Below are 17,686 nucleotides of genomic sequence, written 5' to 3'. Positions count from 1 at the left end.
TCTGTACAAAACAAAAAAGGAGGACGGCAGCTTTGGCTGCCAGTCCTTCAGATGAACGATAGCAATACCGCAAACACGAACAGTATCGACACCTACATATAACGTGACTCTTCGGAGATAGAACAATGTCTGACACTAAACGTAATACCATCGGTAAGTTTGGCCTACTCTCTCTTACCTTTGCCGCTGTATTTAGCTTTAACAACATCGTTAATAACAACATTGAAATCGGGCTTTCATCGGCACCGATGTTCTTCCTGGCGACCATTTTTTACTTCATCCCTTTCTGTCTGATCATTGCGGAATTCGTTTCCCTGAACAAAGACTCGGAAGCAGGCGTGTACGCCTGGGTGAAAAGCTCTCTCGGTGGACGCTGGGCCTTTATATCAGCCTACACCTACTGGTTTGTGAACCTGTTTTTCTTCACCTCTTTGCTGCCAAGGGTTATCGCCTACGCGTCCTACGCATTCCTGGGTTATGAATACATCCTGACCCCGTTTACCACCACTGTGCTGAGTATGATGCTGTTTGCGGTGGCGACGTATGTGTCGACCAACGGCGCGAAAATGCTGGGGCCTATCACATCAGTGACCTCCTCACTGATGCTGTTGTTGACCCTTTCTTACATCATGCTGGCGGGCGCGGCGCTACTGGGCGGCATCCAACCGGCTGACCCAATTACCGTTGAAGCCATGGTGCCTGATTTCAGCTGGGCGTTCCTTGGCATTACTACCTGGATTTTCATGGCGGCAGGCGGCGCAGAATCGGTGGCGGTTTACGTCAACGACGTGAAAGGCGGCTCCAAGTCCTTCGTTAAAGTCATCATCGTGGCCGGTATCTTTATCGGTGTGCTCTACTCCGTTGGCTCTTTGCTGATGAACGTCTTCGTGCCAAGCAGCGAGCTGAAGTTCACCGGTGGTTCTGTACAGGTATTTGAAGGTATGGCGGCTTACTTCGGTCTGCCGGAAGTGCTGGTCAACCGCTTCGTGGGTCTGGTTTCTTTCACCGCGATGTTTGGTTCGCTGCTGATGTGGACAGCGACTCCAGTAAAAATCTTCTTCTCTGAAATTCCTGAAGGCATCTTCGGTAAGAAAACCGTTGAGCTGAACGAAAACGGTGTACCGGCGCGCGCTGCGTGGATCCAGTACCTCATCGTGCTGCCGCTGATGATTATCCCTACCCTGGGTTCAAACACCGCACAGGATCTGATGAACACAGTGATCAACATGACGGCTGCGGCTTCGATGCTGCCACCACTGTTCATCATGCTGGCTTACCTGAACCTGCGCTTGAAGCTCGACCACCTGGAGCGTGACTTCAAGATGGGTTCTCGCACAACCGGTATCGTCGCGGTATCCATCCTGATTGGTATTTTCACTGTCGGCTTCCTGGCTTCTACCTTCCCGACAGGCGCTGACATCATGACCATCATCTTCTACAACGTGGGTGGCATCGTGACCTTCCTGGGCTTTGCCTGGTGGAAATACAGCCAGTACGAGAAATCACTGGACGACGCTGAGCGCCAGAAAGAAGCACCACCTGCTTCGCTGATGGCAGATAACGCGTAACACACCCGCGGCAGGGAAAGCACTTCCCTGCCGCCTTAAAGTTATATCCAAGCCTCCCGTAGGGATCTTCATTGGGGGCTTCGCTATAACCAACGACAAAAATAAGAAATGCTAGGGGCTGTTGACCTTTGGTGGTGATTTTTGCAGCAGTTTGTGGGGATTTTATGCAAGGCAGAAGCTTCGATGTGTAGCTAGCCTACATGAGACGCTGATAACGCAGCAGAAATTCCCCACAAACGCTGCCCGAAGGGTTCTGCCCTAAGCGTTTTATGCTTTGTTGAGGTGTATTTGCTTAGAATAACTAGGCGGCACACACCTCGCCGCGCCTAAAACGCTTATGGCTAGAACAAAATTTAACCACCAAAGGTCAACAGCCCCTAGATATGGAGTACCAGAATGACTGATTCACTTCGCGGCACGATTGGCAAGTTCGCCTTGCTGTCGATGACCTTTGCTGCGGTGTTCAACGTGCGCAACATCGTTAACAACAACATTGAACTTGGCCTTAGCTCCGCCCCGATTTTTTTGCTGGCCACCCTCGTTTACTTCGTCCCTTTTGTGTTCATCATTGCCGAATTTGTGTCTGCCAACAAAAACTCAGAATCCGGCATGTATGACTGGCTGAAACAACCACTGGGCACCAAGGCCGCCTATCTGGGCTCCTTCCTTTACTGGTTCGTGAATCTGTTTTGGTTCGTTTCCCTGCTGCCAAACGTGATAGCTTATGCCTCATACGCCATGCTCGGTTACGAATACAGCTTCTCGCCAATGGTGACCTCCATTATTTCTATTGTGCTGTTTGCTGCAGCCACCCACATTTCCACCAAAGGCGCAAGCTGGCTGGGCAAAATTTCAGAAGTCGTGGCATACGGCGTGTTTGCCCTGTTCGGCATCTATGTACTGGGCGCACTGATGGCGCTGGGCGGCGACCATGTGCCTGTGCAACCTATTACCATGGAAGCCATGACCCCGACCATCAACTGGGCGACACTGGGTATCATGTGCTGGATTTTCCAGGCGGCAGGCGGCGCGGAAACCGCAGCGGCTTACTTGAACGATGTGAAAGGCGGTCAGAAATCTTTCATCAAGGTGATCATTGCAGCGGGCGTGGTGATTGGTGCCATGTACGCGGTGGGCTCACTGCTGGTGAACGTGTTTGTGGCGCGTGAAGATCTGACTTACGCAGGCGGCATGGTGGAAATCTTCACCGGTATGGCGCAGTACTTCCAGATTTCTGAAACCCTGGTTGGCCGCTTCGTCGGTATCATCCTGTTTATCGCCATGTTCGGCTCCATGATGATGTGGACAGCAGCGCCGGTGAAAATCCACTTCTCTGAAATTCCAAAAGGCGTTTACGGCGAGAAAACCACAGAGCTTAACGAGCACGGTGTGCCAGTTCGCGCAGCATGGTGGCAGTTTGCATTTGTGTTCGTGATGCTGGTGGTGAACGGCTTCGGCTCTGAATCTGTTCAGGAGATGATGAACACCGCCATCAACCTGACTGCAGGTACTGCAATGCTGCCACCTATCTTTATCATGGTCGCCTACTTCGTGTTCCGCCTGAAACACGACGACACACCACGCGATTTCCGCATGGGTTCGCGCAAGTTCGGTATGTCTGTGGTCTCTGTGCTTATCGCCATCTTCGTGGTCAGCATGTCAGCGTCTGCGTTCCCAACGGGTGTGGATCTGGTTCGCGCCTTCTTCATCAACGTGTTCATGACTGCCGCGTTCTCGGCACTGGCATGGTGGTGGATCAGCCGCTTTGAGAAAAAACAGCAAGGCGCTGAAATCAAAGCAACACCTGTTGAAGCCTGATACAAATAAGCATCCAATTTAAACAGCGCCTCCGGGCGCTGTTTTGTTATTGCCACACATGTGAATTCTCTTTGTCCTCGCCCAATACTCTTCTTGTTGTGACACACTGAATACGTTTTAATCATTCTTCGCCAAGTAGTTGTTTCATCACCCCGCGCAAGGACGTCGCATCATGTTTAAAAGGGCTATCCCCTTTATCTTTGTTTTACTGTGGAGCACAGGCTTTATCGGCGCCAAGTTTGGTCTGCCTTATGCCGACGCCGCCACTTTCCTGTTTATCCGTATGGTGCTTAATGTGCTGGTCTTTGCGGTGATCCTCGCCGTGATGCGACCAGCGATGCCAAAAGGCAAGACCTTGCTCCATGTATTGGCCTCGGGGTTGATGATCCACGGTTTCTACCTTGGCGGTGTATTTGCGGCGATAAGCTATGGTATGCCAGCGGGGCTCTCCTCCCTGCTGGTTGGCTTCCAGCCCATCCTGACTGCGCTGATTGTGATAAGCCTGTCCAGCGAGCGTCTGAATATCGCCCAATGGCTGGGTCTGGTGGCCGGTATTGTGGGTATTGGGCTTGTCGTGCAAGGCAAGATGAGCTGGAACGCCGACGCGCAACCAGTTTATGCGTACCTCTTTGTATTTTCTGCGCTTATTGGTATCACCCTTGGCACCCTATACCAGAAGCATTTCTGTCAGGGTGTGGATTTGGTGGCCTGTGCCATGTGGCAATATGTCGCGGCGGGCATTTTCTTCCTGCCATTGGCCTGGTTGGTGGAAGGCTTCCATGTTACCTGGTCGCTGACATTCATCCTCACCATGGCATGGTCAGTACTGGCGCTCTCTGTGGTGGCAGTACTGCTATACCTCTACATGGTGGGACAGGGCGCGGCATCGAAAGTCACCTCGGTGATTTATCTGGTTCCGCCAGTCACCGCTATTCAGGGCTGGCTATTTTTTGATGAAGCCTTTTCAACCGCCACCATTCTCGGCTTCGCCGTGTGTGCCTTGGCCGTATTTTTGGTGATGCGGGCGCCAAAGCTTGGGAAAGCCAGCTGATAAATGGATTCGTCAGGACGCACTCTGTCAGATTCCAATTCAAGAGCTTCTGATAAAGTTCTTAAAGCAAAGCGAGAGTCGTGTGGGAATGTTGTATTTTATCGTTCGTAATTTTGTGGCGCATGATGATATTTCATTAAAAACATGCATTTGTGCCTAAAGGGAGTAATCAATCATGGTTGGTAAAATCAACGCTATCAGTATTTATTTCTCATGGTTTTTTCTAGCGCTAACAATTATCGTTTTTGTTTCCGATATGCTTAATTTTAACGATAGTGAAAGTGCAATTGTCGTTTGTTTTACGGTGTTCATGTTTTTTTCATTTGTTCATTTTATTTTAGCGTGTATTGTTCGGTGTCCTTACTGCAATAAATGCATCACTATTCAAGGATTTAACAAACCTCATCCAAGGTCTGATGGTAGCTGGTCAAAAACTGCCATAAAGTGGTTTAGTGGTTTAGTGGTTATGTTCGCTGCATTCATTGTGGTAACGGTGTAAAAACGAATGGCATAGGTGGGATGTAAATTATGGAAAATAAAACAACTAAAGAAAAGTTATTTCTTTCCATTAGATTGCTTATCATACTATTCGGCTTAGTAACAAGCTTGACTGTTGTCCAACCAGTGCCTGACTATCAACTACCCAGCCCTTTCCTATTATTTGTGTTAGTCCCTGCCATATTTACAATTGTTATAGGCGTTCAATTTTTCAACCCTATTTCAGACTCAACTTGGCAACCACCTTCATGGTGGCTTAATCCATTTAATATTTCGCAGCCATATCAATTTTCCCACCTGGCTTTTTGCTTTTTCTTAGCTAGTGGCGTTGGACTCGCTATATCAAGCACTTACTCTTCTAACAGTTTAAAATATGGGCTTTGCCAAGTAGCACTTGGCCTTGGTGGTATAGTAGGCATTAATATTTCACAATATATTTATGCGCGTAAAAACCCATAGCAAGTGCCTATCCTAGTTCTATTCAGCCTGCTTTTTTGTGCCGGTTACAGACAGCAAACGTTAGCTATTCTGGAGGATCAGTTCTAATTGGTTAAATTTTCGAGAAAGGCTAAATATGGATACTCTGGACTTCTAGTCATCTTCTCTATCTCCTAACAGTAGATGAGTTTAACTTTCGGAGTATGACTATTGTAGCCACGGCGCTTCTACTCCTGTCTGCGGGATGTTTAACTAGCGCTGCAGACATGACTTTGTCCGCTTTATTTCATTACGATAGTGACAATCCAATGCATCCTTACAAGCTTTACCTCTGGCTTTTATTAGCCATTACTATAGGACTTATAGTTTTGGCATTTGTAGGATTACATTTTTTCGAAATACAGATACAAAACCATTAGACCCAAAAGCTAACAAGGCTATGAATGGGACGCTTTGTCAATGCGGCAAATTTTCAAAGTTTAGTGAATACAATGTATTAAAGCAGTTTTGGGCGGTTCGGTAAGCGCCCGTTATTGCAACGTTAGGTGAACCATGAAATACAAAACTATGACATCCACCTCAAAACGCTGGTCAAAAGGAATCACTGGAAAGCAAACAACCCCACAATTGTCCAACTTGGTGTAGGCACCAAGAATATGGCGAGACAAATGCTCTCTGTTGGGCTCGTGGTAGATATCATATTCTCCGTCGCGGTTAACGCAGTAGATACTATTTTGCGGGACGATAGAATGTTGAGCGACTTCATCGGAAGAACTGCCACTGACGTGACAAAAGGCTTTCTTTCCACCGGAATAGGCACTCTTGCAGCAGTAGGTATTACTGCATTATTCAGCGTTCCAATAGTAGTCGGTTGGACTACATTTGCAGTTGTGACATTCGCTGCTAACCAAATACTCTCTGCTTTAGATGACAACTATGGGATATCGGATGCGCTGGTGGAACAATTAAAGGCGAATTAACAGTGAATCATCGAACTATGCAACTGCTCACTATCGCACTGTTGGCAGCAATTGGTGCGGCTTGCTTTGCGTTGGGCTTCCTTGACGCAATTATACAACCCTTCACTGCACTGCCTGATAAGGTAAAGCTGTTGTCACTGATAAACCATGCAGTGCTGGTTACCACCCCCTTTTTGATGGCCGGGATCATCGCAACTGGCGTCCACCAAATGACTCACCCCAAAAGGAACCCCCAGAGCTACGGAAGGTGGTGGAAAACCATCGGATGCATCGTCGCCACCGCTTGTTTGTTTGCCGTTATAACACGCATCAACCTTGAGTACCGAATCAACAAAGCCGACTACGTACCTTGCCACAGTGAATCTTACCAATCCGCCAAAACCAGTTGGCGCGTGTTTGCTAGCGAAGAATCACTGTGCGACCGCAGCCTTTAAGTGCCATATTTGGCACTTTTATACACAATCAACCTTCACACACCTGTCATGTGTCATATTTGTCACTTTTGACGATTCTACTCTCCCAACACCTCTTAAAGTGACTTATATTTAACATATAGAAAAAGCCTTGGGGCAAAACCAATTAATAGGCCATATATGTCACTTAAAAGAAAAGGAAAAGCAGTAAAAGCGGAACCCATGCCAAACCTGAATGTTGAATTCAACATGATCACGTTAGGGCTGGCGATCCGCGCCAAGCGCACTCAGTTGACTTGGCGCATAGAGGATCTCGCTGAAAAAGCCGACCTTTCACGGCGAACCATAATGCGAATGGAAAAAGGTGATGCTAACGTCACGCTTTCTAACCTGCTAACTGTCTTGGACTTGCTTGGATTGTCTTTAAAGATTGTCGACATTGCCGCGCTACTTGGCTCTTCAAACAAAAAACTGAAAACAAAGCTCGCAGAGGAAGACGGTTGGTATGAATAGAACTCAAACCTTGGATATTTATATAGGCAAAAACACCAAGGTCGGCACACTGTCCCTGCCTGTAGGCACCGAAACTGAATTTTCGTTTCGCTATGAAGAGAAATGAAAGCAGGTAGGCTTCCCTATTTCCCCGCACATACCCTTTGATGACAGCGCGCCTTCTCGCAGCATTGAAAACTACCTCAGAAATCTATTGCCAGAAGGAGACTCTCTCCGGCAGCTATGCGAAAGCACGACAATTTCTAGAAACAATACGTTCGGCCTAGTGCGCGCGATGGGCGCAGAAACATCAGGAGCATTATCATTTCGCGACTCGGGAGCACAACCTATAGAGACACGCTTTCGCCTTGTGCCCGAAGATGAGTTAGCCAGACGTCTTGAGCACAGCATGGATCCATTAGTTTTTTGGGACGGCAAAATCCGACTATCTGTCGCTGGCGTACAAAGCAAACTGAACTTGTTACGGAACAATGATGAATGGGGGTTTGGAGAAGGGGATCTTTGCTCTAACTACATCCTCAAGTTCGAAAACGGGAGAGCCCCCTGCATCGCTGTGAATGAGTTTTTTTGCATGACATTAGCGGAACGCATTGGCACATACGGTGAACCAAGGTATCGATAAGGACGAGATCCGTCACATCGAACTTTGCATAGAACTGACACGAGAACAGTGCGAGCGCCTAATTGAAATTGCCGAAGTTATCCCGGAAATGAGCGAACTATTATAAGCCTCGCTAGTCATCCGGAGGCTAGGTGAAAAGTGGCGCTTTCATTGAAGCGCCATGTAGCCAGACTCAGTTTAGTGTTGTTTTAAACATGTCATAAAAGGCAACCTGAGCCGCAAGGCTAAAATGTGCTAGTTCAGACCAGAGCCGACACTTCGATTTGAAAAGAAGAGAGTTACGCACTTTGACTAAACTAGGATCGGTTTGAATCGCTAGTAAGTGCGGCGACAAGTCGCCGCAACTCATCTTTCAGCGATGGTGCTGCTATTCGTAGGAGAATAGCGCTTGAAGACTTTCGTTTGCTGCCACCTTGTCAAATGCAGGGAGATCATCTTCAGGTAACAAGTTGGCCCACTCGAGTTTTTCCAAGTCCTCCTCATCGATTTCAGGTTGTGTGCGGATCGCTAACAGATGATTCCATTCCTCTATGCCTCCACAATCCTCAGCCGGGCAGCCACCATTACCAGCCGTGACTTTTGGTACTGTATTGACTTTGGTCGACACTTTTTCAAGCGTAATTTTGTGCTGCCAGTTGTCGCCAAAATCGTAGATGTAGTTGAGACTATCTCCTGCCTCGGCTAACAAATGGCCGACACACAGCAACTCGCTTTGTTCTTCGTTAAACCATTGCCCATGCTGTTCAAACCCAGAGCTATGCGCAAAGTCCCATCCCATTGCTGTCTGCAATATAGAATCCAACTCATCCAAGGTCACTTGATTGCTTACCTGGAGTCGCCGCCAAATCTTTGGACGTGCTCCTTCCAGTTCCACTTTTATCGTCAATCCCATCTTCGGTGGCAGTTGCTCGAGTAAACTGTCTGCAAGGTAATTCTGATAATCGTTAAAACTTTCAGTAGCAAGCCATTCAAATAAATCGAACTTCTTCCGTATCAGCCCTTTTTCGTCTAGTGCGCAAGCCATATCTAGATACTTATCACGTGCACGAAAATCGGGCTTCTTGCCCAATGCCGCCACGGCTGCACAATATGTAAGGCGTGCCTGAAAGCGGACGGGTTCTTTGTAGTAATAGCCGCGAAGGAGGTCTTTTGCTTCTTTAGCGATGGACACGACAGGCTCTGGTGCTATCCAGTTTCCTAGCATTGAGTCGTAGGGTCCACCCCACTTGCGGTGCATTTCCTGTCGTTTCGCATCCGGTGCGAATGAAAGTGCTTCACACCAAGAATCCAATGAAAATGGTTGAGGTGCTATCCATTCAGGAGGCAACATTGATATCCAATAAAATGATGCAATGTCTACCGGTGTGCCCTGCTGCACGTTGACTGACAACACCCATGGCAGTATGGATGCCAATGCATCTGGGGAGAGCTGGGTGAAGCCAACTTCGTTGCTGACTTGCTTGATAAACTGACTAACTGAAAGTTCTGGCGCAACATGTAAAAGGCTTTCCCGTACCCCAACATTGAAATCAAACATGAAACTCAAGGTGCAAGGTTCACCATTGAGGTTGATTGAAGCAATCATATTGACGCAATCTGCGCCATCCACCAGCGTCGAATAGAGCGCTTTTACTTTGACAGGCTTACTGGCTTTACCTGCTTTCATTACCTGTTTTTGCCATCGGGTAAAGAACTCTGAAATTGACGGGTGGCGATTAAATCGAGCACACAAGGTCAACAACGAAGGTTGGGTTAGCGCCTTCCATTTTTCGGGCTCCATAGCGTCTAACTGTTCTGCGCAAGCCAGAGAAACAGGTTCTTCAAAGTACTGTGTCATCAATAGCAGCGAATCGACACCCCATGAATACTGCAGCGCCGCACCGAACAGTGAAGGATAGGCTTCCGGCGGAAGAAGTGATGCGCCTTGTTCAAACAACTCAAAAAAGTCAAAGCCAGTCTCAATCGAGTCTGAGCTTAACAAGTCATGAAAATCTGGGGCTTCAGCAGCAAAAAGTGGCGCTACATTACCGCCGTAGTCTTTCGCCATTAATGCGGGCACATCCAACGAAAGGGAAATTTGATTGCGTTTCAAAGAAGTCAGGGTATGCATAAAGATACGCTCACAAAGCACACCCTCTTCGTCCAATTCTTCTATCACCTGCTCGAGAGCTGCGCAAATTTCCGCTTTTACTGGTGATGGCATCTTGCGCATCGTCGTCGCCAACTCATTGACTGCGGCATCCACCCACGGATAGATGCCTTCGCTCATTTCATTGGCAATATGATCAGGCACACTGAGCACGACTGAGAGCAACCCAAATACATTTTCAGGATCCCGAAACCATTCAAGTTGTTCTGAGGTCAGTTTTCGTGAGGACTCAGGTTGGGAGAGGTAGTTTAAAATAGCGCCAACCAGCACTTCCGGTGTCAACATAGTAGTGTCCGTCAAGAGAGTAATAGGGATTGCCTTTAGGGGTGTTGGCTCCCATTTCGGCATCAAAATACGACGTTGACACAAATCGCGTCTATCTGCCAGAACCACAATTTAGACCAGCGAAAAAGGTGTGACGAAACACCACACCTTTATCTCGCTTAGGCAACGCATTCCCACTACGCCTGTTTAACCGGCGTCAATTTCTTCGAATACAAGCTGCTTCCCGCCAAATCTTTCAGCGTGACTGTCATTTCCTCTGATTCTGCATCGATATCGACCTGACCAAAGAACTGCAAGCCGGCAGAAGGAGGCAGGTTTACCTTACCGCCTTCAGGGTGCTTGCTGTAGAGCACCTGTGGGCCGAAGGTGTTATCCATGTCGTTGGGGCCGAATGTGCCGGCATTCAGGGGGCCGGAGACAAACTCGTAGAATGGCGTGAAATCCTGGAACTGCGCTTTGTCTGGGTCGTAGTAATGGGCGGCGGTGTAGTGCACATCGGCTGTCAGCCAGACCACGTTTTCAATCCGGTTCTGTTTGATAAAGCGCAGCAACTCAACCATTTCCAGCTCACGCCCTTTCGGCGCTCCATCGCCGTTGGCAAGGTTTTCGAACGTGGATTTGTTCTTCCAGTCGTCATAAACAATCATGCCTATGGGCATATCAGATGCAATCACCTTCCAGGTGGCTTTGGAGGCCAGCAGTTGCTGCTTGAGCCAAAGAATCTGCTTGCTGCCAAGGAACGCTGTCTCAGCCGATGCCGTGGTCTGGTTGTTGGCACCGTTATCACCACGGTAGCTGCGCATGTCGATGGCAAACACATCCAGCAATGGGCCGTAATGGAATTTTCGGTAGATGCGTTGAGGGTCGGTGGCCGAGCTGCGGATCGGGTTCATTTCAAAGAAGGCGCGGCGGGCGCGGGCAGAAAGCAGGGCGACACTTTGTTCGTTCTGGTAACGCGGGTCATTCAACACTTCTGCCGGATACCAGTTGTTAACGGTTTCATGGTCATCCCACTGCACAATCATCGGCACCTCCTGATTGAAGGCGCGCACGTTTTTATCCATCAGGTTGTACGCAAAGTTGCCACGGAACTCCTGCAAGGTTTCCGCCACTTTGGATTTCTCCGGCGTCACGACGTTTTTCCACACGTCGCCGTTATCCAGTTTCACTTCAGCCTTAATTGGGCCATCGGCGTAAATGGTGTCGCCACAGTGAATGAAGAAATCCGGTTTGGTCTGGCGCATGGTTTCGTAGATGCGCATCCCGCCCCACTCCTCATTGATACCCCAGCCTTGCCCTGCCGTATCGCCTGACCAAAGAAAACGGATGTTGGATGCAATGGCGGGAGGCGTACTGAACGAGCCCACAACCGGCTCTCCCCACACCTGCCAATCCTTTAGCGACTGGTAACGCACGCGGTAAAACACTTTCTGCCCCGGCGCGAGATCGGTAAGGGCAAGTTTGCTGGCAAAGCCGGTTTCAGCCAACGCATTCGGGCCTTGCAGCGTGATAAATTTGCGAAAATCTTCGTAGTAGGAAACGTCGACCCACATCTGGGCTGGGGAATCTGCCGATGACCAAATCATGGCTTGCCCCTGCGAAACATCACCACTGGCGACTCCATAAGGCATTGAAGGGCGGTTGGTATCGCCCCGCGCAAAGGCTGGTGCAACACCGCCCAACAACAGGGTGCCGGACGCGGCGGCTGTGCCCGCGATAAAATGGCGGCGATTGATCCCGCTTTTCGCTTTTTCAGACATTTCGATAATCCTTTTCGTTTGCTAACTGACCGTGGCTGAAACGCCAAGAGAAAAAGCTTAGAGAGCAAAAGCGACGAATTGGATAAAGGCGCATGTCGGCTTTGTGACAGCGAAAAGGCGAAATTGAAAAGTTATGCAGTGTCAGTGGGTTACAAAATCGTCTCGATTTCTAGACTTAATGGCAAGTTTTCACGGCTTCTGTAAAGCGCCACGCAACCTGCCGCCCATTGTTCAAAATTCAAACAAAACTAAATTCTGTAAATTGAGCTGAAATAAATATTAACTGAATATATTGCTACCAATAACAATTTGAATTGACTTTTTATTCGGATTTTAAGACATTTTATGCCTCCTTTTTTCTTGAGAATGATGGAATGTCTCAAACACATGTTGAAACACAGGAAGGTGTATCCCGCCCAAGTAAATGGCAGATGCCGGATACGCTTATCCTGATCTTTTTCGTGGGTCTGTTCGCTGCGGCGATGACTTACCTTATTCCGGTCGGCCAGTTCGACAGCCAGCAAGTGACCTTCATGGTCGACGGCGCAGAAAAAACGCGCACGGTCATTAACCCTGAATCTTTCCGTCTGGTAACCGACGAGAATGGCGACACGGTTTACAACCCGGTTAAGTTTTTCGCGTCTGGCGGCGGCATCGGCTTGATGAACTTCCCGTTTGAAGGTCTGGTTTCAGGCTCGAAGTGGGGTTCAGCGATCGGCGTCATCATGTTTATGCTGATCATCGGCGGTGCATTCGGCATTGTGATGCGCACCGGCACCATTGATAACGGCATCCTGAAACTGATCGACAAAACCAAAGGCAGCGAAGCGCTGTTTATCCCGGTTCTGTTCTTGCTGTTCTCATTGGGCGGTGCCGTATTCGGCATGGGTGAAGAAGCCGTTGCGTTTGCCATTATCATCGCCCCGCTGATGGTGCGTTTGGGCTACGACGGCATCACCACTGTGATGGTCACTTACGTAGCAACTCAGGTCGGTTTCGCAACGTCGTGGATGAACCCATTCTCCGTGGCGATCGCCCAGGGCATCGCGGGCGTGCCGGTTCTGTCTGGCATGACATTCCGTATGGTAATGTGGGCAGGCTTCACGCTGGTGGGTATCGCATTCACCATGATGTACGCGGCAAAAATCAAAGCCAACCCGAAAGCCTCTTACAGCTTCCAGTCTGACGCGTACCTGAAGAACAAGTCACAGGAAGAAACTGAATCCCGTTGGGGTCTGGGCGATACTCTGGTGATCCTGACCGTTCTGGCAACCACGGTTTGGGTTGTTTGGGGCGTTGTCGCACACGCTTGGTACATTCCAGAAATCGCGTCCCAGTTCTTCACCATGGGCTTTGTGGTCGCAATTATCGCAGTCATCTTCAAGCTGAACGACATGACCATGAATGACGTGGCAAGCTCCTTCAAAGAAGGCGCAGGCATCATGCTGGCTCCGGCACTGCTGGTTGGCTGTGCAAAGGGCGTGTTGCTGATGCTGGGCGGTGGCTCCGAAGAAGCAAGCGTACTGAACACCATCCTGCACAACGCGGGCAGCACCATCAGTGCCCTGCCTTCTGCGGTAGCAGCGTGGCTGATGTATGTGTTCCAGTCTGTGTTCAACTTCTTTGTGACCTCTGGTTCAGGCCAGGCAGCGCTGACCATGCCTCTGCTGGCACCGCTTTCTGATATCGCTGGCATCAGCCGTCAGGTAGCGGTTCTGGCATTCCAGCTGGGCGATGGCTTTACCAACATCATCGTACCGACTTCAGCATCGCTGATGGCAACACTGGGTGTGTGCCGTATCGACTGGGGTAACTGGGCGAAGTTTGTTTGGCGCTTCATGGTGTTGCTGTTCATTATTGCGAGTGTGGTCGTTGTAGGTGCACATCTCACCGACTTCGCGTAAGCTCATAGAGTAAAAGAAACAATGAAAGGCGGGATATTTATACCCAAACAACCTGAAGATGCTGTATTCAGCGAGATTGACTGGTGTTGTGATCGCGGCGTTCCTTTGTAGGTGTAGTCATCTCCATCAAAAAGGAACAACAAAGAGCACGGCATCAGTCAACTCGCCCGAAGGGAGGACATCAATGCGCCCACTTCTTCGTTAAATTCCACGGAAATAGAACGACTATTCCTCGTGAAATTTGCCTCGAATTGAACGCATTGATGACCTCTGAATGCGAGCATCGTCAGGTCGTTTGGGTATATCTCGCCTTTTTAAATTTTGTCGTACTGAACGGCTAAAAAAATAAGAAAGATGACAATGACGAAGTTTATCGACGGAAACAAAATCGACGGGTTGCCAGTGATTTGTGCACTGGATGTGAAAGAACTGGATGCCGGAGAGCACAAGTTCTGGTTCCGTGCAGCAACCGATGCGCTGGCGCAATGGCAACACCTGCCGGTTTGGGTATTTAAGGGTAAAGAAGCGGGCAAACACATTGTGGTAACCGCCGGTGTTCACGGTGATGAATACAATGGTGTGCTGGCTGCTCAGGCGATTGCACGCGGGCTGCGTGGCAAGGCGCTGAATGGCTCGATTACTATCGTTCCTACCATTAACCTGAGCGGCATGCTGCACCACAGCCGCGACTTCTTTTCGTCTGATCCAGATGTTTCCTGCGGTAACCTGAACCGTCATTTTCCGGGCAACGCCAACGGCAACGAGCCTCAGCGTTACCTGCACAGCATCTGGCACAACCTGCTGAAATCCAATGCAGAGCTGGCCATTGACCTGCACACCCAGACGTCTGGCACGGTTTACCCTCTGTATGTGTTCGCGGATTTCCGTGTTGCTGACGCGGTGAACATGGCGCGCCTGATGAACCCGGATGCGATTCTGGACGATCCAGGCGAAGCGGGTGTACTGGAGACGGTATGGAACCAGAACGGCATTCCAAGCATCACCGTTGAAGCCGGTGTTGGCCGTTATACGGACAGCGAAATGGTGGCACGTACCGTCGCTGGCGCATTCAATATTTTCACCCACTACGGCCTGATTGAAGGCGAAGTGGAAGCAGTTCGCCCAGCGATTGAAAGCAGCCAGGTCACCAGCCTGCGCGCGGAGCAAGGCGGCTTTGTCCTGCCACAGGTGAGCCTGATGCAGACCGTAGAGAAAGATCAATTGCTGGCGGTGCAATACGACAGCTTCGGTGTCGAAGAACACCAGTATCTGGCGCCTTGCGACGGTGTAGTGTTGAGCCATAACGTCGAATCTATCCGTGCAGCAGGCTCGCTGGTTGTTCGTCTTATCCATCCGGAAAATAGCATCAAGCACTGATAGCCAGTCAGACGCCAGTGTGTCGAATTGACATGCAAAATCGGAAAATCGCGCTGTTGAAGCGCGATTTTTTTATCTTCATTTTTTGCTTCCCCTCGTTTTCCCTGCGTTAAACCGAGCCTGAGCCTGATGGCACACTGCTTGCTGTGGTCACCGTTACAAGAACCCAGAGACGGAAGCATGCAGATCTTACACTGGCTCAATGAACAACGCCTGTTGATGCTCAAGCGCGTGAAAACACATTTCGTTCACGCCACCGCGTTGTTCGTGGGGCTGTCCTGCATGGTCTGGTATGTGATCCCCCATCCGGTGATACCGGTGGCGATAGGCATTGTCCCCCTCGCTATTCTGATCACCCTTTCCCAGCCTGTGCTGCTAGGGCTGATGTTCATTGCCTTCTCGTTTTTCCGCCTCCATGAAGCCTTTCCCCAGCTCTACTCGCTGAAAATCCCGCTGCTGCTTTCACTCGGCACCCTGACCACACTGGCTTGGCACATTGCTATCAGCGGCAAACTGAAAATGTATGCTTCTAAGGAATTAAACACCTTCTATGCCTTCTTTGCCCTGGTGGTGATTGGTATCCCGCTGGCGAGTAACATCGGCGAAGCCATCGCCTACTTTAAAAACATCTACGTCAAAATCGGCATCATGACACCCGCTTTGGCGTGGCTACTTACCGACCTCAAGCACTACCGAAACACCTTAATCATGATCACCGTGTCCGGCTGCGCCGTCGCTTTTGTGACCCTGATGAACAAAATCAATGGTATCGGACTGGTGGAAGAAACCCGTGTTACCGTCGGCCGCGAGCTGGGTTCCGTGCTCGGTGACCCCAACGATCTGGCGCTGGTGCTGCTGTTTCCCTTCTCATTTACCATCAGCATTGTGATGACGCCCGGCCTGTCGAAAAAAGTCCGCTTTGTCGGCTTTCTCGCCGCTATCGCCATTTTTTCTGCCATTATCGCCACCCAAAGCCGTGGCGGATTACTCGGCATCATGTCTGCCGTGGGTGTGCTGGCCTGGCGGCGGGTGCAATCAAAAGCCTTGCTGTTTATTGGCGGCGGCATTGTGATGGCAATACTGTTTGTCGCCGCCGGGATCAGCGGGCGCAAGTCTGGCGGCGCGGCAGAAGAAGGGTTGGATGCCTCAGCCCAAGGCAGGCTTTATGCGTGGGAAGCGGCGTTTTTAATGGCGGTCGATAACCCGATATCCGGTGTCGGCATCAACAACTTTTACTTCAACTATTTCTTCTATTCCCCCCATTGGGATGGCCTGAACCATGCCGTGCACAGCACCTGGTTTGGGGTGCTGGGAGAAACCGGCTTCCTTGGCCTGATTGCGTTTATGGTGATGACGCTAACCATTTTCTTCTCCGCCAAAAGAACCACCGATGTGGTGATGCAGAAAAGAGAAATCTACCCACCGGTTATACGCTGTATCTCTGAAGGGCTCTACTCCGGTGTGATTGCCTTCTGTGTCTCCGGCACCTTCCTGACCCAAGGCTTTACCTGGCCTATCTACATACTGACGGCACTCACGGCCTCGGTTGCACGCTATGTTGCTTTACAGGAAGCTGACAACACGCAAAAACGCAACCAATCCAATCACGATGCAGGAAATGAGGGTGATGAAAACACACAGGAAAATGTGAAGCGGGTACCCCCTTACGGGTCACGGCGACGATAGCGCTCAAACTCCCACAAAAATCCTTTCAACATTGCCCTTCCAGCCTCACGCAAGTGAGTTTTCCCCTCTATCTTATAAATAAGAATACGAACGGAAATATGTACACGCACAGGTCTCTCTGTCCGGAATTATTTCGCCAAACCGATTTCTCATTTCTACTGTCAGAATGAGAAAAGCATGAGTCCAGCGAGCGACACTTAGCCTTATCCCTATGTATTTAAACAAAAATAAATAGTGGCATGAAACTCGCTTTATCCCTCATACCCAAACTGATGAGGAAACAAAAATGCAGATTGAACGCATCCACCAGCCTGATAACACTCTGCTTCTCGTTGTTCGCGGAGACATGGACGCCCACGGTTGCAGCAAAGTCCAGACCGAACTGGATGATCTGGTGACCACGGAGCTGAAAAGCGACATCACCATGAACCTTGGTGAAGTTGACTTCCTCGACAGTTCCGGCATCGGTGCCATCGTTTTTCTGTTCAAGCGCCTTAAAGCCAAGGGGCATACCCTTTCGCTGTCAGACGTGCACGGCCAACCAATGGAAATTATCAAGTTGCTGCGCATTAACAGCGCAATCGCGGTGGAAGCAGCAGAAACCACCCAATAATCGAAAGCCAC

At 49.6% G+C, this 17,686-nt stretch carries 13 protein-coding genes and 1 pseudogene; 12 read left to right on the top strand and 2 right to left on the bottom strand.

Translation table 11 applies throughout. From position 1 onward, the window contains the following. Positions 1–125: 125 nt before the first annotated feature. From KU854_RS05605 to KU854_RS25040, 8 genes and pseudogenes are all read left to right on the top strand, one after another. Positions 126–1,568: an amino acid permease gene (locus KU854_RS05605; RefSeq protein WP_218357460.1), complete on the top strand. Its 1,443-nt coding sequence runs from the start codon at positions 126–128 to the stop codon at positions 1,566–1,568. A gap of 396 nt (positions 1,569–1,964) precedes the next feature. Continuing rightward, positions 1,965–3,386, top strand: a complete 1,422-nt coding sequence (locus KU854_RS05600) for an amino acid permease (RefSeq protein WP_218357459.1) — start codon at positions 1,965–1,967, stop codon at positions 3,384–3,386. Between the two features lie 172 nt (positions 3,387–3,558). Further along, on the top strand, positions 3,559–4,437 hold the full coding sequence (locus KU854_RS05595) for a DMT family transporter (protein ID WP_218357458.1): 879 nt from the start codon (positions 3,559–3,561) through the stop codon (positions 4,435–4,437). A gap of 528 nt (positions 4,438–4,965) precedes the next feature. Beyond that, on the top strand, positions 4,966–5,394 hold the full coding sequence (locus KU854_RS05590) for a hypothetical protein (protein ID WP_218357457.1): 429 nt from the start codon (positions 4,966–4,968) through the stop codon (positions 5,392–5,394). A gap of 524 nt (positions 5,395–5,918) precedes the next feature. Further along, a complete protein-coding gene (locus KU854_RS05585; RefSeq protein ID WP_218357456.1) occupies positions 5,919–6,353 on the top strand; it encodes a hypothetical protein in 435 nt (144 codons plus the stop codon). Positions 6,354–6,355: 2 nt separating this feature from the next. After that, a complete protein-coding gene (locus KU854_RS05580; RefSeq protein WP_218357455.1) occupies positions 6,356–6,787 on the top strand; it encodes a hypothetical protein in 432 nt (143 codons plus the stop codon). A 201-nt stretch (positions 6,788–6,988) separates the two neighbouring features. Continuing rightward, positions 6,989–7,279: a helix-turn-helix domain-containing protein gene (locus KU854_RS05575; RefSeq protein ID WP_218357454.1), complete on the top strand. Its 291-nt coding sequence runs from the start codon at positions 6,989–6,991 to the stop codon at positions 7,277–7,279. After that, positions 7,272–7,874: pseudogene (locus tag KU854_RS25040) on the top strand (HipA N-terminal domain-containing protein); the annotation flags it as partial. The gene KU854_RS05575 and the pseudogene KU854_RS25040, both read left to right, overlap by 8 nt. Before the next feature lie 394 nt (positions 7,875–8,268). Here the strand turns inward: KU854_RS25040 and KU854_RS05565 are convergent. Both KU854_RS05565 and KU854_RS05560 read right to left on the bottom strand, forming a co-directional pair. Then, entirely contained in the window at positions 8,269–10,335 is a 2,067-nt protein-coding gene (locus tag KU854_RS05565) for a plasmid pRiA4b ORF-3 family protein (protein ID WP_218357453.1), read from the bottom strand. 176 nt (positions 10,336–10,511) lie between these two features. Further along, positions 10,512–12,095 carry an alkaline phosphatase D family protein gene (locus KU854_RS05560; protein ID WP_218357452.1) on the bottom strand — a complete coding sequence of 528 codons (1,584 nt, stop codon included), beginning with the start codon at positions 12,093–12,095 and terminating at the stop codon, positions 10,512–10,514. A gap of 374 nt (positions 12,096–12,469) precedes the next feature. Here KU854_RS05560 and yfcC point away from each other — a divergent pair, with 374 nt between their 5' ends. The 4 genes from yfcC (at position 12,470) to KU854_RS05540 (ending at position 17,675) form a co-directional block, all read left to right on the top strand. Further along, positions 12,470–13,999, top strand: coding sequence for a putative basic amino acid antiporter YfcC (gene yfcC / locus KU854_RS05555; RefSeq protein ID WP_418885837.1), 1,530 nt, complete (start codon positions 12,470–12,472; stop codon positions 13,997–13,999). Between the two features lie 360 nt (positions 14,000–14,359). Beyond that, complete coding sequence (locus tag KU854_RS05550) at positions 14,360–15,376, top strand: succinylglutamate desuccinylase/aspartoacylase family protein (protein WP_218357451.1); 1,017 nt, start codon at positions 14,360–14,362, stop codon at positions 15,374–15,376. 180 nt (positions 15,377–15,556) lie between these two features. Further along, positions 15,557–17,062 (top strand): O-antigen ligase family protein, encoded by a 1,506-nt coding sequence (locus KU854_RS05545; protein ID WP_218357450.1) that lies wholly within the window; start codon positions 15,557–15,559, stop codon positions 17,060–17,062. Positions 17,063–17,348: 286 nt separating this feature from the next. After that, positions 17,349–17,675 (top strand): STAS domain-containing protein, encoded by a 327-nt coding sequence (locus tag KU854_RS05540; RefSeq protein ID WP_054779156.1) that lies wholly within the window; start codon positions 17,349–17,351, stop codon positions 17,673–17,675. Positions 17,676–17,686 lie beyond the last annotated feature (11 nt).

Origin of the sequence: Enterovibrio paralichthyis (genome assembly GCF_019209835.1) — a bacterium.
Lineage (GTDB): Bacteria > Pseudomonadota > Gammaproteobacteria > Enterobacterales > Vibrionaceae > Enterovibrio > Enterovibrio paralichthyis.
The sequence above is the reverse complement of the archived record's forward strand: the minus strand, read 5'-3'. Positions and strand labels throughout refer to the sequence as shown.